This window comes from Caballeronia udeis (assembly GCF_001544555.2).
In the GTDB taxonomy this organism is placed as follows: Bacteria; Pseudomonadota; Gammaproteobacteria; order Burkholderiales; family Burkholderiaceae; genus Caballeronia; species Caballeronia udeis.
In genome coordinates this window covers 24,345-51,312 of sequence record NZ_FCOK02000035.1, presented here as the reverse complement: position 1 = coordinate 51,312, position 26,968 = coordinate 24,345, and the positions used below count along the sequence as shown (strand labels likewise).

The 26,968-nt window shown below is 61.3% G+C and carries 19 protein-coding genes; 10 read left to right on the top strand and 9 right to left on the bottom strand.

Features of this window, described 5'->3' with window-relative positions:
• Window positions 1–3 precede the first annotated feature (3 nt).
• The 5 genes from AWB69_RS23430 to AWB69_RS23410 all read right to left on the bottom strand — a co-directional run bounded on the left by AWB69_RS23430 (window position 4) and on the right by AWB69_RS23410 (window position 6,369).
• Window positions 4–1,962, bottom strand: coding sequence for a beta-galactosidase (locus AWB69_RS23430; protein ID WP_062089209.1), 1,959 nt, complete (start codon window positions 1,960–1,962; stop codon window positions 4–6).
• Window positions 1,963–2,008: 46 nt separating this feature from the next.
• A complete protein-coding gene (locus AWB69_RS23425) occupies window positions 2,009–2,860 on the bottom strand; it encodes a carbohydrate ABC transporter permease (protein WP_062089208.1) in 852 nt (283 codons plus the stop codon).
• 19 nt (window positions 2,861–2,879) lie between these two features.
• Window positions 2,880–3,785, bottom strand: coding sequence for a carbohydrate ABC transporter permease (locus AWB69_RS23420; protein ID WP_062089207.1), 906 nt, complete (start codon window positions 3,783–3,785; stop codon window positions 2,880–2,882).
• Window positions 3,786–3,867: 82 nt separating this feature from the next.
• Window positions 3,868–5,121, bottom strand: a complete 1,254-nt coding sequence (locus AWB69_RS23415) for an ABC transporter substrate-binding protein (protein WP_062089206.1) — start codon at window positions 5,119–5,121, stop codon at window positions 3,868–3,870.
• Between the two features lie 108 nt (window positions 5,122–5,229).
• The gene (locus tag AWB69_RS23410; RefSeq protein WP_062089205.1) at window positions 5,230–6,369 is read right to left on the bottom strand and encodes an ABC transporter ATP-binding protein; all 1,140 of its coding nucleotides are present in this window, start codon (window positions 6,367–6,369) and stop codon (window positions 5,230–5,232) included.
• A 200-nt stretch (window positions 6,370–6,569) separates the two neighbouring features.
• On the opposite strand from AWB69_RS23410, the gene AWB69_RS23405 reads away from it, so the two are divergent.
• The 5 genes from AWB69_RS23405 (at window position 6,570) to AWB69_RS23385 (ending at window position 17,487) form a co-directional block, all read left to right on the top strand.
• Entirely contained in the window at window positions 6,570–7,592 is a 1,023-nt protein-coding gene (locus AWB69_RS23405) for a LacI family DNA-binding transcriptional regulator (RefSeq protein WP_062089204.1), read from the top strand.
• Between the two features lie 638 nt (window positions 7,593–8,230).
• Window positions 8,231–9,493, top strand: coding sequence for an efflux RND transporter periplasmic adaptor subunit (locus AWB69_RS23400; protein WP_062089249.1), 1,263 nt, complete (start codon window positions 8,231–8,233; stop codon window positions 9,491–9,493).
• A gap of 19 nt (window positions 9,494–9,512) precedes the next feature.
• Window positions 9,513–12,641 carry an efflux RND transporter permease subunit gene (locus AWB69_RS23395; RefSeq protein WP_062089203.1) on the top strand — a complete coding sequence of 1,043 codons (3,129 nt, stop codon included), beginning with the start codon at window positions 9,513–9,515 and terminating at the stop codon, window positions 12,639–12,641.
• Window positions 12,638–15,985, top strand: a complete 3,348-nt coding sequence (locus AWB69_RS23390; RefSeq protein ID WP_062089202.1) for an efflux RND transporter permease subunit — start codon at window positions 12,638–12,640, stop codon at window positions 15,983–15,985. Before AWB69_RS23395 ends, AWB69_RS23390 begins: the two co-directional genes overlap by 4 nt.
• Window positions 15,982–17,487: an efflux transporter outer membrane subunit gene (locus AWB69_RS23385; RefSeq protein ID WP_062089201.1), complete on the top strand. Its 1,506-nt coding sequence runs from the start codon at window positions 15,982–15,984 to the stop codon at window positions 17,485–17,487. Before AWB69_RS23390 ends, AWB69_RS23385 begins: the two co-directional genes overlap by 4 nt.
• 4 nt (window positions 17,488–17,491) lie before the next feature.
• Here the strand turns inward: AWB69_RS23385 and AWB69_RS23380 are convergent, their stop codons facing one another.
• Together AWB69_RS23380 and AWB69_RS23375 are read right to left on the bottom strand one after the other, a co-directional pair.
• Complete coding sequence (locus AWB69_RS23380; protein ID WP_062089200.1) at window positions 17,492–17,869, bottom strand: VOC family protein; 378 nt, start codon at window positions 17,867–17,869, stop codon at window positions 17,492–17,494.
• 272 nt (window positions 17,870–18,141) lie between these two features.
• On the bottom strand, window positions 18,142–19,401 hold the full coding sequence (locus AWB69_RS23375) for an MFS transporter (RefSeq protein WP_062089248.1): 1,260 nt from the start codon (window positions 19,399–19,401) through the stop codon (window positions 18,142–18,144).
• Window positions 19,402–19,549: 148 nt separating this feature from the next.
• Between AWB69_RS23375 and AWB69_RS23370 the strand changes: the two genes are divergently transcribed.
• Both AWB69_RS23370 and AWB69_RS23365 read left to right on the top strand, forming a co-directional pair.
• The gene (locus AWB69_RS23370; protein WP_062089199.1) at window positions 19,550–20,458 is read left to right on the top strand and encodes a LysR family transcriptional regulator; all 909 of its coding nucleotides are present in this window, start codon (window positions 19,550–19,552) and stop codon (window positions 20,456–20,458) included.
• The gene (locus AWB69_RS23365) at window positions 20,455–21,624 is read left to right on the top strand and encodes a YbfB/YjiJ family MFS transporter (protein ID WP_082913540.1); all 1,170 of its coding nucleotides are present in this window, start codon (window positions 20,455–20,457) and stop codon (window positions 21,622–21,624) included. Before AWB69_RS23370 ends, AWB69_RS23365 begins: the two co-directional genes overlap by 4 nt.
• 17 nt (window positions 21,625–21,641) lie before the next feature.
• Here the strand turns inward: AWB69_RS23365 and AWB69_RS23360 are convergent, their stop codons facing one another.
• Window positions 21,642–22,025 carry a YunG family protein gene (locus AWB69_RS23360; protein WP_062089246.1) on the bottom strand — a complete coding sequence of 128 codons (384 nt, stop codon included), beginning with the start codon at window positions 22,023–22,025 and terminating at the stop codon, window positions 21,642–21,644.
• A 198-nt stretch (window positions 22,026–22,223) separates the two neighbouring features.
• Here AWB69_RS23360 and AWB69_RS23355 point away from each other — a divergent pair, with 198 nt between their 5' ends.
• The 3 genes from AWB69_RS23355 to AWB69_RS23345 all read left to right on the top strand — a co-directional run bounded on the left by AWB69_RS23355 (window position 22,224) and on the right by AWB69_RS23345 (window position 25,771).
• A complete protein-coding gene (locus AWB69_RS23355) occupies window positions 22,224–22,733 on the top strand; it encodes a DUF1697 domain-containing protein (RefSeq protein WP_062089198.1) in 510 nt (169 codons plus the stop codon).
• A gap of 164 nt (window positions 22,734–22,897) precedes the next feature.
• Window positions 22,898–23,941 (top strand): rod shape-determining protein, encoded by a 1,044-nt coding sequence (locus AWB69_RS23350; RefSeq protein ID WP_062089197.1) that lies wholly within the window; start codon window positions 22,898–22,900, stop codon window positions 23,939–23,941.
• Window positions 23,942–24,181: 240 nt separating this feature from the next.
• Window positions 24,182–25,771 (top strand): inorganic phosphate transporter, encoded by a 1,590-nt coding sequence (locus tag AWB69_RS23345; RefSeq protein ID WP_062089244.1) that lies wholly within the window; start codon window positions 24,182–24,184, stop codon window positions 25,769–25,771.
• A gap of 9 nt (window positions 25,772–25,780) precedes the next feature.
• Here AWB69_RS23345 and AWB69_RS23340 read toward each other — a convergent pair whose 3' ends face one another.
• Window positions 25,781–26,818, bottom strand: a complete 1,038-nt coding sequence (locus AWB69_RS23340; protein ID WP_062089245.1) for a hypothetical protein — start codon at window positions 26,816–26,818, stop codon at window positions 25,781–25,783.
• Between the last annotated feature and the right edge of the window lie 150 nt (window positions 26,819–26,968).

Sequence of the window (26,968 nt, the reverse complement as noted above, 5' to 3'; positions counted from 1 at the left end):
GACTCATCGCCACGCGCAGACATCACCGGTCGCAAGCTGTTGCTGCCCGAGCACGAACGTCGCGTTGACCGGTGCAGGAGCCTGCACTTGCTGCTCGCTAAAATTGAACGCGAAGGTCAGGTCACCGCGCCGGCGAATGCGCAAACCGTCGGCCAGCAGTTGAGTCTCGATCCCTGCCTCCTTCGCCGCCTGCTCCAATACCGCGCGATGCAATCCGTGCGACAGCCACGCCGCTATATACCGAACGTTTCTGTGGCTGAGCACAGCCGGCCATGCGTCGTCGAACTGCGCATCGACGCGCGTCTCGCCATTGGCTCGAACATGCTCACGCCAATGCATCGCATGACCCTGGTGGTCACCGAAAGAAAGTACGGGCGTAAGCGTTGGACGCAGCGTCTCGACTTCCAGCACCTGCATTGGCAATACCTTTTGCAGCGGGCCGGGCGGGAGGCTGGAAGGGATCGCGAATGCGGTCGTCTTCGAGCCGCTTCTCGGACCGAAGACCCATTGCGCGGAACTCCTTTCTATCTGGCCGACAAGCGTTTGATCGATTACAGCAATGCTCGGAACAACCACTAGCCGGTACGGTGACAAATCAGCCTTGCTCGAAACAATATCGACGTCCAGGCCGAGTTCACGCAGCGCCTCATAGTAGTCGAACACCAACGTCTGGTAGTCGAAGGTTTTGCCGTGACGCTGGATCTCGAACATCCATTGCGTCTCGTAGTCGAACACAATCGCGGTGGTTGCACGCGTCGGCGCGCCGAGTCCTGAGAGCGCCGCCGATGCCGCGATCTCGCGGGCCGCCTGCTGCACTTCCAGACCACCGGGTGACAGTTCGTTATTCGGCAGATTGAGCCCGGAGTGCATCTGCTCCTGTGCAAACGGACACTGGCGCCAGCGAAAATACGACACCAGTTCCGCGCCGTGCGCGAACGCTTCATACGCCCACAGCCTGACCATGCCCTTCGCCGGAACCGGATTCCATGCAGCCCAGTTCACCGGTCCCGCCTGCTGCTCCATCACCCAGAAACGTCCGCCGCCTATCGCCCGATAACGATCATGATCGAACGCGGATACATCGGGATGCGCGGTCCGTGCGTAACGTGCTTTCTGTTCTTCAGGCAGCGCGATCGATTCGGTACGTGCGATTGGATAGCTGTCCCACGCAGCCACATCGATCGCGTTGTCTTCAGAGAAGCGGTAATGATCAAAGGTCGTAAAAAAGCCCATGAAGTTATGCAGCAGGTCAGCCGTGGGTGCATGCCGTCGCAGCACCTCGATCTGTTCACGATGAAAACTCGCCACTTCGTCGGACATGAAACGGCGGAAGTCGAGCAGATGAATCGGATTGGCGTCGGTAGGCGTCAGGTTCGGCAAGCCGATTGCATCGAACGCCGAATACTCCATGCTCCAGAACACATTGCCCCAGGCTTCGTTCAGCGCATTCACGCTTTCATAGCGAAGCTGCAGCCACGCGTGAAAGCGCTTCAGCGCGGCGGCCGAATAACTCGGCACGGAGTCGTGGCAACCGAGTTCGTTATCGGTCTGCCAGGCGACAATAGACGGATGCCGCCCGTAGCGCTCAGCCATCACGGTGACGAAACGCACGCACTCACGCCTGTAAATTTCGCTGGAAATATCGTAGTGGCGACGCGAGCCGAAGTTCCAGCGCACGCCATCCGCACGCACCGGCAGCACCTCCGGATACTCGTCAATCAGCCATTTCGGCGGCGACGCAGTGGGTGTGCCCAGCACGAGCTTCAGCCCCGCAGCCGCCAGCGTCTCAATGGCTTCGTCAAGCCACTCCCAGACGAATTTGCCGGCGCGCGGCTCCATCCGGCTCCACGCGAATTCCGCAATCCTCACATGCGTGATGCCGAGTTCGGCCATACGCTTTGCATCGTCGGCCCACATCGAACGGGGCCACTGTTCCGGGTAATAGCAAACACCAAGTTGCATGAGAAAGTCTCGTTAATGAATGATGGCGATGACGGTGAATAAGCGCCTAGCCCTTGCTTGCACCAAAAGTCAGACCGGCGACGAAATGCTTTTGCATCGCGAAGAACATCAGCACGGAGGGCAACGCGGCCAGCACCGAACCGGCGGCGACGAGATTCCACGCGGTCGTCCATTGCCCTTTGAGCGCGGCGACGCCCACGGTGATTGGCGCAGCCTCGTCGCCTTGCGTGAGGCATAGCGCCCAGAAGTAGTCGTTCCAGACGAACGTGAACACGAGGATCCCGAGCGCCGCGAGCGCAGGCCGGATCAGCGGCAGCACGATGCGCAGGTAGATGGTCCATTCACTGGCCCCTTCCACGCGCGCGGCCTCGATCAACTCGAAGGGCAACTGCTTGATGAAGTTGCGCAGGAACAGCGTGCAAAAGCCGGTTTGAAACGACACATGGAAAATCACCAGCGCCCACACGGTATTGAACAGGCCCACTTTCAGCGCCATGTCGCGTACCGGGATCATCAGGATCTGGATAGGCACGAAGTTGCCGGCGACGAACGCGAACAGCACGGCGGTATTGCCCGGGAACCGGTAGGTCGCCAACGCAAAACCCGCCATCGAAGCCAGCACGATCGCCCCGATCACCGACGGCACGGTGATCAGCACGCTATTGGCGAAGTAATGCAGCATCGGCGTTTGCGTAAGCGCCGTGCCGTAGTTCTCGATCAACGCAAAATGCTTCGGCCAGCCCCAGTAGTCGCCTTGCGACAACTCCTCCGAAGAGCGTATCGATGTAACGAGCACGGCCAGCATAGGCAACAGCCAGATCAGCAGCGCAAGCGGCAGCGACGCTTTGTAGAGCCTGCGGTTAAGCGGTTTCCAGCGTTCAACGGGAAGCGGATACATGGCACGTGACTCCTGGAAATCAGCGTTCTTCGCGCAGCATGCGGCGCAGATGGAACACGATATAAACGAGCATGATCGCGAACAGCACGACAGCGATTGCTGCGGAATATCCTTCGCGGTAATACTTGATTGCCTGGTCGTACATGTAATAGGCGAGCACGGTGGAGCTGTCGAACGGTCCCCCGCCGCTCATCACCGCGATCAGGTCGAAACTGCGCAGCGCGCCGATCACGGTGAGCACCACGGCCATGAACGTGGCAGGCCGCAACTGAGGAAGAATCACGTGCCACAGCAGCGCCACGCCCTTCGCACCTTCCATGCGCGCCGCCTCGACCACCTCCGGATTGATGGCCGTCAGACCCGTGAGATACAGCACCATGCAGAAGGGCGTCTGAGGCCACAACGCGGCGAAGATGATCCCCAGCGTCACCGTGTGCGGATCGCCGAGCACAGGAATGCCGTGGCCAACAATCAGCCTTAGCAAACCAAAGCCAGGATCATAAAACCAGCTGAACACGAGGCCCACCACCACGCCCGAGAGCACGAACGGCGCAAAGAACAGCGACTTCACCATGCGCATGCCACGCACATGCTGGTTCAGGTACAACGCGAACAGCAAGCCGAGCGGCGGCGCCAGCAGGAACAGCGCGAGCCAGATCAGGTTGTTCTTGAGCGCCGTGTAGAACGTGTCCGAGTGGAACAGCTCGATGTAGTTATCGAAGCCGGCGAAGGTCTTCGGCGTCATTCCGTCCCAGTTATAAAAGCTGAGGAAAATGCTGCTGATGATCGGGTACACCACGCACAGGCAAAACAACGCACAACCCGGCAGCAGGAAGAAAAATGCGGCACGGTGCTGATGACGGCGTGTACTCGAGACGTGCCGGCGCCGAACCGCGGGTAAGCGGTGCGCTGCGGAATGAGACATGATCGGGCCTCGTCGGGGATCGTTGGCGAGCGCCAGCCGTTGTGCAACACGCAACCGCTGGCGCCGCCGGGTTTGCTTCTGGTTACTTCTTGTAGATACGCTTGCGGGTCGCTTCGAGGCGGACGAGCACGGCGTCGAGTTGCGACGGATCGCTATAGAACTGCTGCATCGCCTTCATTCCTTCGTCGGCCATTTCCTTCGTCATGTCGCGGTCGTAGAACTGTGCAATGCCGCCTTTCGTGTTCGCAAGCGTCTGGAAGCCGACCTTCGAAATCTCGTCTTCAGGTTCAGCGGACTGGCTGTTCGACGGCAGTTGCCCCCAGCCCCTCGCAAGATCGGCATTGATCTGCGGCTGCTCCATGAAAGCCAGCAGCTTGTGGGCATCAGCCTTGTTTTTTGCCTTCGCCGGAATCAGCAGGACATTGACGGGGCCGTCTTCGGCCAGCGGCACATTGGGGTCGATCACCGGGAAACGGAAGAAGCCGGTCTGAGGCCGGATGGAGGCCGGAATGCTCGCCGAGAAGAATGTGCCCATCAGCATCATCGAAGCCTTGCCGTTGGCGAGAAATGGCGCAATGGAATCGAGATCGTAGGACAGCGCGTCGTCAATGTAGTAGTGGTTGTCGATCAGCGTTTTCCACGCGATATAGACTTTCTTCACGCGCGGATCGGTGTACGGAATTTCGCCTGCCATCAATTGCTGATGGAACGCATTGCCGTTGATACGCAGGTCGAGATAGTCGAACCATGCGGCAAGCGTCCAGCTGTCGCGCGCGGCTACCGCGATTGGCGCAACGCCGCTTGCCTTTAGCTTCTTGCAGGCGTCGAGAAATTCATCCCAGGTTTTGGGCTCACCCTTGATGCCGGCCTTCTCGAACAGATCCTTCCGGTAGAAGAATCCGTAAGCGTCGTAACCGAGCGGCGCCGCGTACTGCTTGCCCTGGTACGTCGACGCTTCTTTAACCGACGCGTATTGCTGCGACCAGCCATTCTTGCTCCAGTCGGGCGACAGGTCTTCCAGCAGGCCACGCTGTGCGTAATACGCCATCCGCTCACCGTCGTGCCACGACACCACGTCAGGCGGATCGGTGGCGAGCCAGCCGCCCATCTGCACCTTGTACGCCTCTTCGGTGATATAGGTCACCTTTAGGTCGACGTCGGGGTTAGCTTTCTTGAATTTGTCGAACGCGTCCTGCCAGGTCGAGCGCTGGTTACCGCGCGCCGATACGTTGACCGTCAGCGTGGCGGCGTCAGCCACGGCGCAGCAGAGCAAGCCTGCTGCGAGCGCGGCTGCCACTGATGCGTGAGCCAGACTGCGAAGGCGATGAGCAATCATCTTTGTCTCCTTGACTACCTTGTTGGCTGACAGAAAATCACTGTCAGACGATGTAACCCGCTCTACGGCGGAATTGGGTTTTGAAGCTATGCGTGCGTGCTTTAAGCCTTAAGCTGCGATTCGTTCTGGCTCGAACGCGTGGCGCCGAAGCGCAAGTCCATCCGCGTCGAACAAGTGGCACGCCGACGCGGGCACATGAATGCGGATGCGCTCGCCTGAACTGATCGGCGTATCGCCGGGCGCTTTCGCGACGAGCGTGCCGGCCGCGTGATCCGCGTGAATGTAGCTGTGCTCGCCAAGCCGTTCCGACAACACAGTGACGCACTGAATGGACTGCTCGTCTCCATCGAGCCGCAGGTGTTCCGGGCGCACGCCAAGCGTGACCGGCTGGCCGCGCTGCAAGCGCTGGCCATCGACATGGATAACTAAGCATTCGCCGCTTTTCGCGAGCGTCACCGTCACACTGCCCGGGCCAATCGATTCGACAACCGCTTCGATGAAATTCATTCTCGGTGAGCCGATGAACCCCGCGACGAAGCTCGACTTCGGATGGTGATACAGCTCGAGCGGCGCGCCGGTCTGCGCAACGCTGCCGAAGCGCTCCGCGTCCGCGCCCGCGTGCAGCAGCACGATCCGGTCGGCAAGCGTCATGGCCTCGACCTGATCGTGGGTCACATAGACCACGCTTGCATTTGCGAAGCGCTGGTGCAGCCGGGCGATTTCCACACGCGTCTGGCCGCGCAACGCGGCATCGAGATTCGAGAGTGGTTCATCGAACAGGAACACGCCGGGTTCGCGCACGATGGCCCGGCCGATTGCGACACGCTGCCTTTGGCCGCCCGAGAGGGCTTTTGGGAATCGATCGAGGTAACTGTCCAGTTGCAGGATGCGCGCGGCTTCACGCACCTTCCGGTCGATCACGTCCCTCGGCTGCTTCGCGAGCTTCAGGCCGAATGCCATGTTGTCGAACACGGTCATGTGCGGAAACAACGCGTAGCTCTGGAACACCATGGCGACGCCGCGCGCGGCTGCAGGCACATCGTTCACAAGACGTCCGCCAATATGCAGCTCTCCTTCGCTCAGGTCTTCGAGACCGGCAATCATTCTCAGCAGGGTCGACTTACCGCATCCCGATGGCCCCAGGAAAACGCAGAACTCGTGCTGCGCGATCTCCAGGTTCACGCGCCTGATTACCGGCGGATGGTCACCGTATGACTTCTGCACGTTCGCAAGACAAATTGTTGCCATGCCGCCTCCTGATTTAACCGCTTAAATTTTTGCGTAAAATAAACGGCCCATCGTTGTGCCGCGTGCATTTAATCGCTTAAATTCAGGTACGATCGAATCAGTCATGATGCGTGTCTCCGTTGTGTTTTCAGAAAGTTATCAACGTCACCCATCGCTTGCAACATTTGAATAGCATTCCCTGAATGTGGGAAAAATAGAAAATGGTCACTCTGTCTGAAGTTGCGAAGCGCGCGCATGTCACCGCGGCGACCGTGTCCAACGTGCTGCGCAATCGCGAAAAGGTCCGCCCGGAAACGGCCGACCGCGTGCTGAAGGCAATTGCCGATCTCGGCTATCGGCCCAATTTGAACGCGCGTGCACTGGCCGAAGGCCGTTCGTCGACTCTCGCGTTGATGCTCTCGAACATCTCGAACCCGTTCTATCCCGAGTTCGTGCTGGCGGCCGAACGGGCCGCGCGCAAGGCAGGCCACTTCCTGATGGTGTGCAACACCGACGACGACGCGGAGATCGGCCGCGCTTACCTTAACCAGATTGCGGGAACGCTGGCGGACGGTGTGCTCGTGATGAACACCGATATTGCCATTAACGACCTGTGCGCGTCGGCCATGCACAGCGCGCCAATCCTGCTGGCCATGTGGGAGCATCCGGAAACACCGCCCGCACTCCCCTGCATTGCCGTGGATTTTGCGCACGCGGGGGCGCTGGCCGCCGGGCATCTGCTCGAACTCGGGCACCGCGAGATCGGCCTGCTGATAGGAGACGGTTGCGGCGGTTTGCAGGATGCCCGGTCCAATGGGTTTCGCGCCGCCATGCGCAAGGCCGGAATTGAAGCGGATGCCGCGGCGGTGCTGCAGATCCGCGACTCGATCGACGCCGGTTACGCCGCATGCATGCAGTTGATGGCGAACCGCCCTCATCTCACCGCGATTTTCGCGACCAACGACCTGCTGGCAATCGGCGCGGCGCAAGCGTTGATCACGCTTGGGCGCAAGGTGCCGGACGATGTCTCAGTGATCGGCATCACGGACATCCAGCTCGCGCATCAGGTGCACCCCGCTTTGACGACGGTCGCGATCCAGACCGCGGCCATTGCCGAGTTGTCCGTCGATCGGCTGATCCAGCTCATTGAAACACCAGCAATGCTGCCGACCATGGTGCTCGCTCCGCCATCTGCACTCGTCGTGCGGGCATCCACCGGGCCGCGGCGAGCAGCATCAACCTAAGCGCGAATGAGCGATAACGGCCAATCCTGACGGCGCATCGCGTGACTATTTAGTTAGTAATCCCCAAGCAATTTGTAATCTACTTTTCTCCACACCAGACATCCACGCACAGCCTCCTATTGCTTGCCTCACCATTAGCTTTCTTTTTTCTTTCTGTAACCTGACAATAATCGATAGCACCCCATATCGATGATATTTACGATATTTTCTTAGGAAAATCCACCGTCGTATTACAAGACGTTACGCACGCTCATATCGTAATGGTTCGGAATGCATCGCCCAACACGATCGGTCAAAAATCGCCCTCCAGTTCGATACACTGCGATACCGTCTTATTCATTCGTTGCAGGAGCCATTGCATCCAGCCCGATGAACTTGCATGCCCTCCTTGGATCACTTAGGGGCTAAGTACTTTCGATGGCATGCCAGGTCTTGCCCAGGGGCGTCTCCGCTAATGAATAAAACGGCAGCAATGCCTGGCTGATTCAGCAAGCTTGTTTGCAGATCATGACGGATTCCGTCAAACGCCGGCTAAGCCGGTGATGAGAGACATGTGGCATTTGCCGGGCTGGGTTCCTGATCGGCCCCCCGGTTATCCAGGGCAGTGTTTGTTTTCGGAGGGCGTAGGTATGAGCGGTATGAGCGACACCGGTTCCACGCAGGTAAAGCGCTCCAGGCGCGGGCGTGCCTTGCTCTTGTTGGTGGTGCTGGTGCTGATTGCGGCGGTGGTCGTACATTTGCTGCGGGCCAAGAAACCGGAGCGTCCGGTCGCACCGCAAGTCGTGACGGTCGCCACCGCGACGCTCGGGTCGATGCCGGAAATCCTGAGTGAGCTGGGCACCGTGACCCCCACCGCCACCGTGACTGTCTTGCCGCAACTGAGCGGATACCTCACAGCGGTCGGCTATAAGGAAGGCCAGGACGTGCAGAAAGGGCAGTTCCTTGCCCAGATCGATTCGCGCCAGTATGAAATCTCCAAGCAGCAGGCCGAGGCGACACTCGCCAAGGACCGGGCTGCACTCGCACAGGCGCGCGCCGACCTCGTCCGCTTTACGCAACTGAACGAACGCAAGTCCATTGCCGAGCAGACTTTTGCCGACCAGCAATTCCTCGTGCAGCAGGACGAGGCCGCGGTGAAGGTCGACCTGGCCAACATTGCGCAGTTCGACCTTGACCTGGCTTATTGCCACATCACAGCACCGGTTTCCGGGCGCGTCGGCCTGCGCCTTGTCGATCCGGGCAACTATGTGACCGCGTCGTCATCGCCCGGTATCGTGGTCATCACCTCGATGAAACCCACCACCGTGCAATTCACGGTGCCGCAAGACTCGCTTGCAGGCGTGCTGCAGCGCATGAGCACGGGCGCGAGCCTGCCGGTCACCGCCTACAGCAGCGACAACTCGCGGGAGATCGCCACCGGCACGCTGTACGCGGTCAGCAACCAGATGGCAACCAGCACGGGCACGGTAACGCTTCGGGCGACATTCCCCAACGACGACGAGGCACTGTTCCCGAGCGAGTTCGTCAACGTCAAGCTGCTCGTCGATACGCTGCAAAATGCCGTGCTGGTGCCGACCCCGGCGGTGCAAACCGGCGCACCGGGCGATTATGTCTACCTCGTGAACACCAACAACACCGTGTCCGTGCACAAGGTCACCCTCGGCCCGAGCGACGGCAAGAATACGGTCATTACGTCCGGGCTTGCGGCCGGCAACATCGTGGTGACCGACGGTACCGACCGGTTGAGCGACGGCGCGAAGATCCAGGCGGCTCCGGCACGGCCCGCATCGGGCGCCAGCGCCGAAGCGCCGGCGAGCGCCGAAGCGCCAGCAAGCGGCGCTCAGGGTCAGCATAAGCACGCCCGCGGCGGCGCTTCCGCCGCAGTCGACGCAGCCTCGTAGAAGCCGAGCCCACGCGCCGATGAATATCTCCCGCCTGTTTATTCTTAGACCGGTAGCCACGCTGCTGCTGATGATCGCCCTGGTATTGGTGGGCCTCGTCGCGGTGCGCATCCTGCCGGTTTCCTCGCTGCCCAACGTCGACTATCCGACCATCCAGGTGCAGACCTTCTATCCGGGCGCGAGCCCGGACGTGATGGCCACCACGGTGACTGCGCCGCTCGAAGTGCAACTGGGCGAAATTCCCGGCTTGCAGCAGATGACCTCGTACAGTTCGGACGGCGCCTCGGTCATCACATTGCAGTTCGACCTGTCGCTGAACCTCGACATCGCCGAGCAGAATGTCCAGCAGGCCATCAACGCGGCCAACAGCTTCCTGCCGACCGGCCTGCCCGCGCCGCCGACCTATGCGAAGGTGAATCCGGCCGACCAGCCGATCCTGACGCTGGCGGTCACCTCCACGTCCATGTCGCTCACGCAGCTGGAAGACGTCGCCAACAACCGCCTCGGGACCAAGATTTCCGAAGTCTCGGGCGTGGGTGTCGTCACCACCAGCGGCGGCAATGTGCCCGCCATCCGGGTTGAAGCGGACCCGCATAAGCTGGCCGCTTACGGCCTGAATATCGACGACCTGCGCACGCTGCTCAGTTTCGTCAACGTCAGCCAGCCGAAGGGCAACTTCGACGGCCCGGACCTTGACTACACCATCAACGGCAACGACCAGATCACCGATCCGAAGGACTACCTGAACACGGTGATCGCCTACCAGAACGGCGCACCGGTATTCATGCGAGACGTGGCCGACGTGAGCCAGGCGCCCCAGGACGTCGAACGCGGCGCCTGGTACAACGGCACCCCGGCTATCGTGCTGAACGTCCAGCGCCAGCCGGGCGCGAACGTGATCGCCACCGTGAACCAGATCATGAAGCAGTTGCCGGTGCTCGAATCAACGCTGCCGGCGGGCATGAAGGTCACCGTGGTCTCGGACAGCACGGGCGTGATCCGCTCGTCGGTCTCCGACGCGGCGCTCGAACTCGTGCTGGCCATCGTGCTGGTGGTGGCGGTGATCTTCGTGTTCCTGCGCAACGTGCCGGCCACGATCATCCCGAGCATCTCCGTGCCGGTATCGTTGATCGGCACGCTGGCCGTGATGTACCAGCTGAACTACTCGATCGACAACCTCTCGCTGATGGCGCTGATCATTGCCACCGGCTTCGTGGTCGACGACTCGATCGTGATGATCGAGAACATCGTGCGTTATCTCGAGGAGGGCAAGACGCCGCTCGAGGCGGCGCTCGAAGGCGCCGGGCAGATCGGCTTTACGATTCTTTCGCTGACCATCTCGCTGATCGCGGTGCTGATCCCGCTGCTCTTCATGGGCGGCGTGATCGGGCGCCTGTTCAGCGAATTCGCGGTGACGCTCGCGGTCACCATCGTGCTGTCCGCGGTGGTCTCGCTGACCGTGGTGCCCATGCTTTGCGCGCGCCTGCTGCGTGCCCGGGCCGACCGCCATCCGAGCCGCTTCGAGCGCATCAGCGAGGGCATCTTCGACAAGACGCTCGCCGGCTACGAACGAGGCCTCGTCTGGGTGCTGGATCATCAGGTGCTGACCCTGATCGTGGCGGTAGGCACCGTGGTGCTGACGGGTCTCCTGTATGTCGTGATTCCGAAGGGGCTGTTCCCGGTGCAGGACGTGGGTGTGATCCAGGGTATCAGCGTGGCTGACAACTCGGTGTCCTACAAGGCGATGGTGGCGCGCCAGCGTGCGCTCGCCGACGCGATCCTGAAAGATCCCGATGTCGTCTCGCTCACCTCCTACGTGGGGATCGACGGCACCAACTCCACGCTGAACAACGGCCGCTTCCTGATCAACCTGCGCGACCACGACAAACGTTCGGACACGGCGCAGGAAATCGCCCGGCGCCTGCAGGGCGAAGTGGCCAATGTGTCCGGGATCAAGCTCTTCATGCAGCCGGAGCAGGATCTCACGCTCGACACCACGGTCTCGCCGAACCAGTACAGCTTCGTGTTGCGCGGGCCCAGCCAGCAGGCGTTCCAGAAGTACGTGCCGGAACTGGTGGCGCGCCTGAAGGCGATTCCGTCGCTCGCCGATGTGCAAAGCGATATGAATACCGACGGCCTGAGCGTGAACGTCGAGGTCAACCGGCAACTGGCCGCGCGTTTCGGCATCACCGCGGCCACCATCGACAACGCGCTCTATGACTCGCTGGGCCAGCGGATTGTCTCGACCATCTTCCAGCAGTCGGACCAGTACCGGGTGATCCTCGTCGCCAAGCCCGAGTCGCTGCCCAACGTGGAGTCGATCGGCAATATCTATCTGCCGAGCCAGACGAGCAGCACAGGCCAGGTGCCGCTGTCGGGCATCGCCAAGATCCAGATCGTCAAGTCGCCGCTCGTGATCAGCCATCTGGCGCAGTTCCCGGCCGTCACTATCTCGTTCAACCTCGCGAAGGGCGCGTCGTTGAGCACCGCGGTCAAGGACGTCCAGAAAGCTGAGCAGGCGGTGAATCTGCCGCCCTCGATCACCTCCTCGCTGCAGGGCGCGGCGCAGGCGTTCCAGGACTCGCTCTCGAGCGAGGTGTACCTGCTGATCGCCGCGCTGGTGGCGGTGTATATCGTGCTGGGCGTGCTGTATGAGAGTTTCATCCATCCGGTGACGATTCTCTCCACGCTGCCATCGGCGGGGATCGGCGCCCTGCTCGCGCTGATGATTGCGGGAAGCGACCTGGACGTGATCGGCATCATCGGGATCGTGCTGCTGATCGGTATCGTGAAGAAGAACGCCATCATGATGGTGGACTTCGCACTCGATGCCGAGCGTAACCACGGCAAGCCGCCGCGCGAGGCGATCTTCCAGGCGTCGCTCCTGCGTTTCCGGCCGATCCTGATGACGACCCTCGCGGCCATGCTCGGCGCGCTGCCCATGCTGGTCGGTACCGGCACGGGTTCCGAACTGCGCCGCCCGCTGGGTCTCGCGATCATCGGCGGCCTGGCCCTGAGCCAGATCCTCACGCTCTTCACCACCCCGGTCATCTATCTGTTCTTCGACCGGATGGCAGAGCGCACGAGACGCTGGCGCAACCGTAACAAGCCTGACACGCCAGCAGTTCCGGAGGAGGGTACGCCGTGAACATTTCGGCGTTATTCATCCGGCGCCCGGTCGCGACCACCCTTCTGGCAATCGCGATCCTCATCTCGGGCGCACTGGCCTATTTCCAGCTCCCTGTCGCGCCGCTGCCGAATATCGCCTTTCCGGTGATCGTGGTGCAGGCCAACATGGCGGGCGCGAGCCCGGACATCATGGCGTCCACCGTGGCCGAACCGCTCGAGCGGCGGCTCGGCACGATTGCCAACGTGGAAGAGCTGACCTCGATCAGCTACGTCGGCTCGTCGATGATCGTGGTCGAGTTCGGATTGAACCGCGACATCAACGGCGCCGCCCGCGACGTCGAGGCGGCCATCCAGGCAGCGCGCGCAGACTTGCCGACCACCCTGCGCAGCAATCCGACCTATCGCCAGTACAACCCGGCGGATTCGCCGATCATGGTGCTCTCGCTGACCTCGGACACGCTCACCAAGGCACAGCTCTACGACTCCGCGGACTCGGTGATCCAGCAGCAACTCTCCCAGGTGAACGGCGTGGGCCAGATCACGCTGGGCGGCGGCGCGTTGCCCTCGGTGCGCGTCGAGTTGCAGCCGGGCAAGCTGAACAGTTACGGCCTCGGCCTCGAGGACGTGCGCGCGGCGATCGCCGCGGCCAACGCCAACAGCGCGAAGGGTCACCTCGACCAGGGCAACCAGCGCTACGTGATCTTGTCCAACGACCAGATCAACAAGGCGGCGCCCTACCGCGACCTGGTGGTCGCCTACCGCAACGGTGCGCCGGTGCTGCTGCGCGATATCGCCCAGGTCAGGGACTCCAACGAAAATATCCGTAACGCCGGGCTCTACAACGGCAAGTCCGCGGTGCTGGTGATTGTCTATCCCATGCCCGGCAGTAATGTGGTGAGTACGGTTGCGCAGATCAGGAACGTCCTGCCGGCGATCGAGGCGACCTTGCCGCACAGCGTCCGTGTCAACGTGGCAATCGACCGGTCAGAGTCGGTCCGCTCGTCGGTGGCCGATACCGAGCGCACGCTCTTTATCGCCGTGCTGCTGGTGGTCGGCGTGGTGTTCGTCTTCCTGCAGTCGCCGCGTGCCGTGCTGGTGCCGGCGGTGGCGTTGCCGCTGTCAATCGTCGGCACCTTCGGACCGATGTACCTGCTTGGCTACAGCATCGACAACCTCTCGCTGATGGCGCTCACCATCGGCACCGGCTTCGTGGTGGACGATGCGGTGGTGGTGCTGGAGAACATCACGCGCCACCTCGAAATGGGCCTGAGTCCGAAAGAAGCTGCGCTCAAAGGCAGCGGCGAAGTGGGCTTCACGGTGATCTCGATGAGCCTCTCGCTGATCGCGGTGTTCCTGCCCATTTTGCTCATGCCGGGCATTGTCGGCCTGCTGTTCCACGAGTTCGCGGTGACGCTGTCGATTGCCATCCTGATCTCGCTCGTGATCTCGCTGACAGTGACACCCGCCATGTGCGCGTACGTGCTGAGCCGCGAGCACGCCGGCCATTCGCGGGCTCGCTGGGCGATCTGGGTCGAAGCGCAATTCGAGCGGTTCAAGAACGCCTACGCGCGTTCGCTCACCGCCGTGCTGGACCATTCGCTGCTGGTGATCCTGCTGCTGATCGCGCTGCTGGTGGGCAACGTCTTCCTGTTCAAGCTGCTGCCCGCGACCTTCTTCCCGGAACAGGACACGGGCATCGTGATCGGGCAGATCATTGCCGACCAGAGCATCTCCTTCACGGCGATGGAAAAGAAGCTCGCCCAGTTGCAGGCGATCGTGCAGAAAGATCCTGCGGTCCAGTCAGTGGCAGGCTTTACGGGCGGCCGTGCGCTGAACACCGCGAACGTGTTCATTGAACTCAAGCCGCTGGCACAGCGCCATGCGACCGCGACCGAAGTGGTCAACCGCCTGCGGCCCAAGCTGAACCAGGTCTCCGGCGCGCGGCTTTTCATGCAGGCGCAGCAGGATCTGCGGATCGGCGGACGGCAGTCGGCCGCTGAATACCAGTACACGCTGACAAGCGATGATTCCGCCGCGCTGTTCGCCTGGACGCCCAAGCTCGTGGCCGCGCTCAACAAGGACCATGCCGATGTGCTCGACGTCAACTCGGACCTGCAGCAAAACGGCCTGCAGACCTACCTCAATTTCAACCGCGCCACGGCGGCTCGCTACGGTTTTGCGCCGAACCAGATCGACAACGTGCTCTATGACGCGTTCGGCCAGCGCACCGTATCGACCATCTACAACGCGCTCAACCAGTACTTCGTGGTGATGGAGGTGGCGCCGGAGTACTGGCAATACCCGCAGACGCTCAACCAGATTTTCCTGAGCACGGCGGCGGGCAATCCGTCCGGCACCCAGCAGACGCAAATGCCGGGCGGCACGGTCACGGGCGTGACCGGTGCGAGCGCAGTCAGCACGGCGACGAGTGCGTCGACGAGTACCAACTCGCTGAACTCGAACGCGCAAGCCAACGCGACCAACAACAGCATCTCCAACAGCAAGGGCGGCACGTCGAGCGGCAGTGCGGACAGCACGTCGGCCGAGACCATGGTGCCGCTGCCGGCGCTTGCCAGCTACGTCAGCAACCATACGTCGACGCAGGTCAACCACCAGAGCGGGCTGGTGGCCGCGACGATCTCCTTCAACCTCCCCGCCGGCGGGTCGCTCAGCAAGGCCCAGGTGGCGCTCGAAAAGGCGCAGCGCGACATCGGCATGCCGGCCAGCATCCACGGTGCGTTCGCGGGCGCGGCGCAAGCCTACGCGCAGTCGATGGGCACCATTCCGCTGCTGATCCTTGCCGCGCTGGGTGTGGTCTACATCGTGCTCGGGGTGCTCTATGAGAGTTCGATTCACCCGCTCACCATCTTGTCGACGCTCCCGTCGGCCGGTATTGGCGCCACCCTCGCGCTGCTGATCTTCGGCACGCCGTTCTCGGTGATCGCGCTGATCGGGATCATCTTGCTGATTGGTATTGTCAAGAAGAACGGGATCATGATGGTGGATGTGGCGATCCAGTTGCAGCGCAACGAAGGCATGGCGGCCAAGGACGCGATTCATGCCGCCGCCGTCGTGCGTCTGCGCCCGATCATGATGACCACCTTCGCCGCCGTGCTCGGCGCCGTGCCGCTCGCGATCGGTATCGGCCAGGGCGCTTCACTGCGCCAGCCGCTGGGTATCACCGTGATGGGCGGCCTGATCCTGAGCCAGGTCTTTACGCTGTACACCACACCGGTGATCTACCTGTACCTGGACCGGTTGCGCTTCAAGCTCGTCAAGTGGTCTTCCGGATTGCCGTGGAACCGGCAGGACGAACAAATGGGGCCGCCGGCGCAATCGGGGCAAACGGATACGAAGGCATGAAGATGAAGATTTCCACCAAACCCCTGGCCGCAGCAGCAGCCCTGCTGCTCGGCGGCTGCATGGTCGGCCCGGACTACCACCGGCCTCAAGTCAGCGTGCCCGCAACCTTCCACGAGCTGCCCGGCTGGACCCAGGCCGAGCCGGCCGCCGCCGGCCCCAAGGGCGCGTGGTGGACCGGCTTCAACGATCCATTGCTCGACGAGCTCGAACCACAGGTCGTGGTCTCCAACCAGACCGTGGCCCAGGACTATGCGAACTACCAGCAGGCGCTCGCCGAGGTGAAGATCGCACGGGCCAGCCTGTTCCCGACCATTGGCGTGACCGGTTCGGGCACCCGGCAGCGCAGCACGACGAGCTCGAGCTTCAGCAGTTTCAGCAAGGCCCAGACGGTGACCAACTCGGGGTCGCTCGAAGGCAATGTGAGCTGGGCGCCTGACCTGTGGGGCTCGGTGCGCCGCACGATCGAACAGAATTCCGCGACCGCGCAGGCCAGTGAAGCGACACTCGCGAATGCGACGCTCTCCGAACAGATTGCGCTCGCGAATGCCGTGATCCAATTGCGGACCAGCGACGCCAATATCGACCTGCTGAAGCAAACGGTGCAGGCGTTCCAGCACTTTCTGAACGTGGTGGCCGACCAGGACAAGTTCGGCACCATCCCGCCTTCCGACGTGATCACCGCACGCACCCAGCTCGAAACTGCGCAGGCGAGCCTGATCGCACTCGGCATCGCACGCGCGCAAGACGCGCATGCGATTGCGGTGCTGGTCGGCAAAAACCCGGAGGACCTGGACATCCCGCATAGCACCGCCATGCCCACCCTGCCGACCATTCCGGTAGGCGTTCCGTCAACCCTGCTGCAGCGCCGGCCCGATATTGCGACGGCCGAACGCCAGATGGCGGCTGAGAACGCCGCGATCGGCGTGGCGGTCGCGGCGTACTACCCGACCATATCGCTGTCCGCGCTGGACGGCTTCACGCAGTCGCCGTTGGGCGGCCTGCTGCACGTGGCCAATTACGTCTGGTCGCTGGGCGGCAGCGCCACCGAAACAATTTTCGATGGCGGCCTGCGCGGCGGCGAAGTCGCGGCAGCCAAGGCGGCCTATCAGGCAGCCGTCGCGAATTACCGCGGCACCGTGCTGACCGCGTTCGAGGATGTGGAGAACGATCTATCCGGTTTGCGCATCCTGGCCGAGCAGTCCGACGCGCTGGACGCCGCCGTGCGCGATGCAATCCGCGGCGCCGAGATTGCCTTCAACGAGTACCAGGCCGGCACTGTGGACTACACGACCGTGGCGACGGCCCAGGCGACCCAGTTGAGCAATCAGCAAACGGCGTTGAACGTGCAGGAGTCGCGGCTGCTCGATGCCGCTTCGCTGATCGGCGACCTGGGCGGCGGCTGGTCGGATAGCGCGCTGCACGATCCGCGGCATCCGGAGAGCGCGGCAAGCGCAGCCAGCGCGGCGAGTCAGGCGAGTGCGTCGAGTGCAGTGAGTCAGTGAGGCGTCAAGCGGCTTGACCGCAATAAGCCTCGAGCCGGTAGCCATCAGGGTCGATAACGTAAGCCGCGTAATAGTTGGCGCCGTAACTGGCGCGCAATCCGGGCTTGCCGTTGTCGAAGCCGCCCGCGCCGAGCGCAGCTGCGTGAAAAGCATTGACGTCCTCACGCGCCAGAGCGGTGAAGCATAGGTGCAGTCCTGACCCGGCGTCTGGCGGAACAGGACGGTCTGCTGCATTGATCCAGAGTGCAATGGTGTCCAGGCCATATCCCAGCGAATCCTCTGCTTCACTCAAGCAGGTATAGCCGAGTGCGTTGAGCGTTGCGTCATAGAATTTCTTGGCCCGGGCGATGTTGCGGACGCCAATCGAGATGTGGTCAATCATGGAAATTCTCCTTGAGGATTGAGCCCCCATCGTAGGATGGCCGCGAGCTTTCCGGCTTGGGGAAAATTGCTATTCGCCTGGCGTCTGGTTGTAAGCGCAAGGTCATCGTTTCAAGCTCGCTACGCCGACAAGATAGAAATCGAAAACCCATCCCATCCCTTCGCACCGACCGTCTGCACCGCCGTCGAATCAAGCTTCGGATGACCGCCGAGCAACTTGAAATATTTCCGCAATCTGATCACATCAGGATCTGTGCTGACGAAGTCGGCCAGTCACCTCACTGGCCTCGCCCATCGATTCAATCCGGCGCAAACAAGCAGCAAAAACGCCGTCACGAAAAACACCGCGCGCAAACCGATGTGCGCACCGATCTGCCCGCCGATCAGCGGGCCGATAACCTGCCCGCTGAACTGGGCGGACTGCAGATAGCCGAGTGTCTTGCCGGAATTGTGATCGGCGACCGAGTGCCGGATCTCCTTGGCTATTGATGGAAGCAGTCCCGCGAGCGTCATGCCCATCAAGCCGCGAAGAATGGCCAACTGCCACCATTCGGTGACGAACGCCTGCGGCACCAACACCACGCCGGTCGCAATCAAACACCCGATGATGACTTTCGAACTGCCGATGCGATCCGCAAGCGCGCCAAAACGCGCGGCAGTCAGCATGCTGCCGAACGCCGATGCCGCCATCACGATCCCGGCCATGCGCGCGACATGATCGACCGGCACCCCGAGTTGCCCGATATAAACGGTGATGATCGGCTCGATCGACATGTTGGCGAGCAACACCATCATTGCCGTCACCAGCAGCGCGAGGATGACATTGCGGTTAACCGCCGGAGGCAACGCGGCGCCAGCGTCAATACGCTTCTTCGCGTCGGTCGCAGGATCGAAGTCTTCACGCACCACCACGATGGTCAGCAGCGCAGCCACCGCGATGATCGCCCCGCCGACGAAGAATGTGCCGCGGATACCAACCCATGTCGGCAGGAAGCCGCCCACCAGCGGTCCCACGAGATTACCCGCGAGCGCGCCCGTCGATAACATGCCCAGCGCCCATCCTGAACGCTCGCGCGGCGCCTGCGTCCCGACCATCACAATGGAAGCGGATGCATAACCGCCGATCAACCCCGCAATCAGCCGCAGCACCACCAGTTCGGTCAGGTTATGCGCGAGTCCGATCAACGACATCACGACGGCCATGCCGACCGCCGCACGAATCAACATGGGCTTGCGGCCATAACGGTCCGCCAGACGTCCCCAGAGCGGCGCGGTAATCGCGGTGCCGAAGAACGTTGCCCCGAACGCGACACCCGACCACTGCACGACCGCCGACGGCGAACTCACGCCCAACTGCTGCACGTACAGCGGCAGGAACGGCAGCAGCATGCTGAGACTGAGCAGCGTCGTAAAGGACCCGAATACGCAGACAAATAAATTGCGCCGCCAGTATGGTGCGTTGCGTTCTGCATAGCTGAGCCTCTGGACCTGGCCGTCCGGCGGTATGAGCGAACTGCTTGCTTGCGGATTCATGAGAGCCTCGAAACGTTCTGTCAGGCGTTGAACGATGGCCGGGCGCATGAGCGTCGATCCGGGTCACCATCGCAAAAGGAGTAGACCGCTTGCATATTATCTCAATTTGGGAATATGATGTTTATATCGTTCTCTAATTGAGATTTTCATGGATCACACCAGTCTCGACATTTTTCGCGTCGTCGCCGCCGAACTCAGCGTGACCCGGGCGGCCAAGCGGCTCGGCCGCGTGCAGTCGAACGTGACCACGCGAATCCAGCAGCTCGAAGAGGAACTGGGGGTGGCACTGTTCCGGCGCGACGGCAACCGTCTCACGCTGAGCGTGGAAGGCGAACGTTTTCTCGGCTACGCCAACCGCATGCTCGCCCTGGCTGACGAAGCGCGACAGGTGCTGAGTCCTCAGGCGCCTTCGGGCACGCTCAGGATCGGCACCATGGAAAGCACGGCTGCGGCTCGTCTGCCTGGACCGCTTGCAGCCCTTCATGTGCAGTACCCCGACGTCCAGCTCAGGATTTCCACCGCGCCCTCGCGGCAACTGCTCGAGCAGGTTCGCAGCGGTTTGGTCGATTGCGCGTTCGCAGCGCTGCCGCCGTGCGGCGACATGGCGTCGGCATCGGATCTCGAGGCAGTTGGACTTATTGGCGAACCGGTCTTTCGAGAGGAGATCCTGCTCGTGCTGCCGCCGGGCCACGCTGCCGTCCGCCAGGGCTCGGATATCACCGTGCGTTCGCTTGCCGCGTTTGCAGATGGCTGCAGCTACCGCGTGCTCGCCGAAGAATGGTTTGGCCATGACAGAACGCCGCTCGACATCCAGGAGGTCGGGTCGTATCACAGCATGCTGGCCTGCGTTGCGGCAGGCGGCTGCGTATCGCTCGTGCCGCGCAGCGTGCTCGACCTGCTGCGCGAACCGCCGGCGTTGCGCACTCATGCGGTGGCGAAGGTGGATACCTGGCTCGTTCATCGAAACGGATATGAGACGGCAGCGTTCAATGCGCTGCGCGAAGCACTTGCGCCGTTCATCTCGAAGCAACCCGCAGCCAAGAGGAAATCATCATGAGCACGACTCGACAGGCTTCGTCGACAGCAAGCCAGGGCATGGCGGCACTGGTTGCCGCGCTGGTCATGGCGGTCGGCATGGGGTTCGGACGTTTTGCGTTCACGGGCATCTACCCGGTCATGGTCAGCGACGCCGTGCTGACCGTGCATCAGGGCACGCTCGCCGCATCGGCCAACTATGCGGGTTATCTGCTTGGGGCCCTGCTGACTGCCGCCGTGCATCCGCGGCACTCGCGCAGGCTATGCGTGCTTGCGCTCGGGGGCATCGTGTTGTGTCTCGGGGTAACGGCGCTGTTGAATGCGCCCTGGCTGATCATCGCGATGCGCGGCATCACAGGCGCCGTCAGCGCGGTCACCATGGTCGCTGCTTCCCTCTGGCTGCTGCAACATCGCGGCCACACGAGCGGTGCGCCCGTGCTTTATGCGGGTGTCGGCATGGGCATTGTGCTGTCTTCTGAAATGCTGGTCGCAGGACGCACGTTTGACCTGCACAGCGCGGGGCTTTGGTGGGTGCTCGCAGCAGGCTCACTGATCCTTGCCGTCATCGCGCTGCCGGGTCTCGATGCCCGCCCTGTCGAGGATACCGGCACGCGTCCAGCGTTACACGGACACGAGTCCTTTCCTGCGCTCGGCGCGGGACGGCTGATCGCGCTCTACGGGCTTGCCGGCTTCGGCTACATCATCACCGCGACCTACCTGCCGTTCTTCGTCAGGAACGCGCTTGGTTCAATCGATCCTATCCAGGTCTGGGCGTTGTTTGGCCTGGGCGCGGTTCCGTCGTGTTTCATCTGGCATGCGGTGCATATGCGCCTTGGCACACGACGCGCGCTGTTCGTGAATCTCGCGCTGCAAGCGTTCGGCGTGATCTTGCCCGTGGTGGCGCCGAACCCGGCCGGATACCTCGGCAGCGCGTTGATCGTAGGCGGTACCTTCATGGGCACCACGACAATTTCGATGCTCGCAGGACGTCGGGTCGCACACACCTTGTGGGTGAGCATCCTTGCCGTGATGACGGCATGCTTCGGCATCGGGCAAATCGTGGGACCGCTCGTGGCCAATGCGATGTATGCACCGCATCATTCGTTCTCGGGATCCTTGAGTGTGGCTGCAGCAGCGCTGGCCGTGGCGGCGCTGCTGTGCGTACGTTTCACATCGCCGAAGTCATAGGGTGCATTTGAATCTGTCTATCTGACCTCTTTCAGTCTCGACGTCAGAAGCGTGTATTTGTCCTGCGAGGTATCCGCCAACGCAGCCTCGCGCGTGGATGGCGTGTCGTCATACGGCACGGGTTCGGCGAACTGACTCACCGTCAGGTCCCATTTTTTTCCGTCGACCAGATTGTAGAAGTGCGTCCCGCCTGAGGTCCGCGTTGAAAGAATCTCACCGCCGAAATGATCGTGCACAACGAGCGAGGTGATGCTGCAATGATTCTGCGCCGGATTCGACTGCGACCAGGCGTTAGTCGGACTTGACGTGTCTCCCGACCATACGCGTGAGATCGCCCTGTACAGATCGAGGGGAGTTGCGAAGGTCGTCGATACGGGAGTGATCTGATCTTCCTGGGTCATTGCAAAAATCCCTTGTCCAGTTTGAAAGTGGTGTACCGATTTTATCGCACGGGCAAGACGGCGCGCCGCATCCCGCATGTTGAAACCTCCGTCGCCTTGCGGCGCAGGGATCGAGAAGATAAAGTTGCTGCGCATCTATTGAGTCTTAGCCGGCTCAAGTGCCAAGCCTGTCGATAAAAACGGCCATAACCTATCTCGATGACTACCTACGCCGCTCTCTTGCGGGCCGTGAATGTTGGCGGCACCGGCAAGCTTCCCATGACCGAACTTCGCGCAATGTGCACCTCCGTTGGTTTTTCGAATGTGCGCACGTATATTGCCAGCGGCAACGTCGTATTCGAAAGCAAGCTTGCGGAAGCGTCCGTGAAGGCCAAGCTGGAACGTAGCCTCGAGTCCTACGCCGGTAAACCGGTCGGCGTTCTGGTCCGGACCGGTGCTGAACTGGTGGGGGTGCTTGCCGCAAATCCCTTCAGGTCGGAAGCTCCGAATCTGACCGTCGCCATCTTTCTCGATGCACCGCCTCCGGCCGATTTCCTGGATAGCGTGAGTGGCCGTCAGACAGAAGAAATCGCACTCGGGACGCGTGAGATCTACGTGCACTACAAAGACGGAATAGCCCGTTCAAAACTGAAAATCCCGGCCGCGAAAACTGGAACCGCTCGCAACATGAATACCGTGGCCAAGCTCGTCGAGTTGACGGCAGCGTAGTCAGCTTCAGGCCTTTACGGTGCCCAGGCACGCTTGCCAACAGCGTCGCGCGGGCGGCGCTGCGGCTCCGTTTTCCCGAAACTGTTACTCTTCCCACTCCCGACCGCAGCCTGGTCGCACGTGACGGGGCCGAGTGCCTTGCGTCAAGCAAGACAGGATTTTGAATGTTCGGTTTTCTGCGCAGTTATTTTTCCAACGACCTGGCGATTGATCTCGGTACCTCGAATACGCTGATCTACATGCGTGGCAAGGGTATTGTCCTTGACGAGCCGTCGGTGGTCTCCATTCGTCAGGAAGGCGGCCCGAATGGCAAAAAAACCATTCTGGCCGTGGGCAAGGAAGCCAAGCAGATGCTCGGCAAGGTACCAGGCAACATTGAAGCCATCCGCCCGATGAAGGACGGCGTAATCGCCGACTTCAGCATTACCGAGCAAATGATCAAACGCTTTATCCGGATGGCGCACGAAACCCGCCTGTTGGCGCCATCGCCGCGGATCGTTGTCTGCGTGCCCTGCGGATCCACCCAGGTCGAACGACGTGCGATCAAGGAAGCCGCGCATAGCGCCGGAGCGTCGCAGGTCTACCTGATCGAAGAACCCATGGCGGCCGCAACCGGTGCCGGTCTGCCCGTGTCCGAGCCGACCGGCTCGATGGTGGTCGACATCGGCGGCGGCACGACCGAAGTAGGCGTCATTTCACTCGGAGGCATCGTGTACAAGGGTTCCGTGCGTGTCGGCGGCGACAAGTTCGACGACGCGATCGTCAACTATATCCGTCGCAACTACGGCATGCTGATTGGTGAGCAGACCGCTGAAGCCATCAAGAAGGAGATAGGTTCCGCCTTCCCTGGTTCGGAAGTGATGGAAATGGAAGTGAGGGGCCGCAACATGTCCGAGGGTATACCGCGTAGCTTCACGGTATCCAGCAATGAGATCCTCGAAGCGCTCTCCGATCCGCTGAACCAGATAATTTCCGCGGTCAAGATCGCGCTCGAAAACACGCCGCCTGAACTCGGCGCCGACATTGCCGAACGCGGGATCATGCTCGCGGGCGGCGGTGCGCTGCTGCGAGATCTCGACCGCCTGCTTGCCGAGGAGACGGGCCTGCCCGTGCTTGTCGCCGAAGCCCCCCTGACGTGCGTCGTGCGCGGCTCGGGCATGGCGCTCGAACATATGGACAAATTCGGTAGCGTCTTCTCCTATGATTGAAAACTGCGGGCGGTCGCTCTTACGGTCACTGCTTGCGAATCTTCAGGTGGTTCCGTGAAGGTTGCCATTCGTCCTGTCCATCCCCTTCGTTTCGGGCACATGGGCCGCCGCCAGCATCAGTAGTCAGCAGCGCGTTGAAAACAATAGACAGGTATCCGAAATATAAATGCCACAAATCCTTCACTGAGCATTTTGAAGGCTGGTTGTAGGATGGCAGTCCAGTAGCCACGGGAAATGATCATGCCAGATCTCATGTTTCCTCAGACAAGTGCTGTCAGCGAGCGTACCCGCAACCTGAGTCTGGCAATCTTCCTGCTGATCCTCGCCATAGGCGTCGCCTTCGTCGCCGTCCATCTGGTCATAGACCTCGAGCCGGTACAACAAAGCTCGGCATTCCCCTACGTCCTCCTCGGCTTCGCGATGCTGATCGCGCTTGGCTTCGAGTTCGTCAATGGTTTTCACGACACGGCGAACGCCGTGGCCACCGTTATCTACACTCACTCGCTGACGCCCAATCTCGCGGTGCTCTGGTCGGGTGCGTGGAATTTTGTGGGCGTCATGGTTTCCAGCGGCGCGGTGGCGTTTGGTATTGTCCAGTTGCTCCCCGTCGAGCTGATTTTGCAGGTGGGTGGCCACGCGGGTTTCGCCATGGTATTTGCGCTGTTGATTGCCGCAATTGTCTGGAACCTGGCAACCTGGTACTTCGGACTACCCTCCTCCAGCTCGCATACGTTGATTGGTTCGATCATTGGCGTCGGCCTGATGAACCAACTGATGCGTGGCCCATCCGGTACCAGCGGCGTCGACTGGACGCAAGCGGTCGGGGTTGGAAAATCACTGCTGTTCTCGCCAATTATCGGCTTTTTGCTCTCCGGCCTGCTCTTGCTGATACTCAAAGCCGTGGTGCGTGTTCCCGCGCTCTACGCCGAACCGGTCGGCAACAAACCACCGCCGTTCTGGATTCGCAGCCTGCTGGTCCTGACCTGCACGGGGGTCTCCTTTGCTCATGGTTCGAACGATGGGCAGAAGGGCATGGGCCTGATCATGCTGATTCTCATTGGCACGGTGCCGACAGCCTATGCACTGAACAAAGCAGTAACGCCCGGAGAAACGCAGACCTTCGTGGCGGTCGCCCATCAGGCATCGGCCGTGTTCGCCAAATATTCGGCTCCCGGCTCACCCGCTTCCGCGAACCCTCGCGCGGATGTTGAAACGTACGTGCGGACCCGTCAGATGACGTCTGCAACGCTGCCGGCGGTAACGCAACTCACTGATACCGTGGCCCAGCAGATCACGACAGCGGGGTCGATCAGTACGGTGCCGCCAAGCCTGGTCGACAACGTCCGCAACAGCATGTATGTGATATCGGAAGCGATCCGTCTGATGGAAGCGTCACAGCAGCCCGCTTTCACCGCCGACGATCGGGCCGTTATTGACAACTACAAGCAGCAACTCAATCACGCGACCAAGTTCATCCCGACATGGGTCAAGGTCGCGGTTGCGATAGCACTGGGACTTGGCACGATGGTCGGCTGGAAGCGGATCGTGGTGACGGTCGGGGAAAAGATCGGAAAGCAACACCTGACCTACGGCCAGGGCGCATCGGCAGAGATGGTCGCGGCGCTGACCATCGGGGCAGCGGATCTATACGGGCTCCCGGTATCGACCACGCACATACTGACGTCCGGCGTCGCCGGCACAATGGCAGCGAATGGATCGGGCCTCCAATGGAACACCCTGCGAAGCCTGGTGCTGGCCTGGGTGCTTACCTTGCCGGCGTCCATTGCGTTGGCCGGCGCGCTCTATTGGGTTTTTCGGGTAGTCGCCTGAGCGCCGCCCCTAAGGTGCAACCGCCTCTTTCCCGCACGACGGACAATAGTGTGCAAACGCGTTCTTCCGCGTTTGGCAAAAAGCGCATGCGTTAAACAAGCTGATTCCGCAGTGCATGCAGAAGTCGAGTTTCGGATCGCTCAGGTCGGCCTTGCGTTCGCATCCGGGGCAGATGCCCTTCGCGAAGCGGCTTTGAGCAACGTCATAACTCAACGCCTGGCGACGCTGGTCATCGGGTAACGTCTCCGCGGATTTCTGATTTTGCAGATAGCGCTGCAACGCGTTGATGGAATACCGTCCAACCAGAATGGTCACGACCACGCCCACGATGTACCGGACATAACCGCCGTAGTCGGGAAGGTACGGAACCAGTTCGACAAAAAACGCGAACAGCGCGAAAAATATGAAGCCCCAGACGAAGGGCCAGTAGCGGTTCTTGCGATGCTTCGCAAACAGCCATCCGCCAATCACCAGCAAGGGCAAGGTGATCGCCAGCCGGATGAGGAAATTCTTCATCTCGATGCCGCGCTGAAGCGCATCGAATTTTTCCTCGGCCTGGGTACGAAGCGCCGCTTCCGCCCTTCGTTGCTTCGCCAGCACTTGCCGGGTCCGCGCGTTGTCTTGCTCTACTTGGTCCAGCGCCTTTTGTGCGCTGCGGATATTGTCATTGAGCGTCTCCAGCGAACGCGTACGGCTGACAAGCTCCTTGTTTTGATCGGCCTGCTCGGTCGCCGTGCGGGTGGCAAGCCAGTTCGAAAATGTTTCGTGCGCGCTCGTGTACTCGGCTGTCGCGGCTTGCAGCTTGAGCCGCGCGGACTCCTCGGCTATCGCGCCGTCGCGGGCATTGGCTTGCGCTTGCTTAATCGATGTTTCTATCGCCGCGCTGGCGCCCGGATCGATCAGCGAGTCCAGCGTAGGCGGCGCCTCGACACCCGGCAAATTCCCCACCACAAGCCCACCCAGGCCAATCAGGAAACCCGCGAACGCGAAAGCGATCAACCACAGCGCACGGTGAAACCATTTTTCTGACACTCGCATGGGTTGCATCGATCTATCCCCGTATTGATTTGCTGCATGGCGGACCGCCGGTTCATGCGTGCTTCGATCGTCGGACGCACGATCAAGTCCGATCAGGATTGCGATGAAGCAAGGCAATGAACCAGAGCTTTGGTCTGCAGAATAATAGCGCCAGCGCCC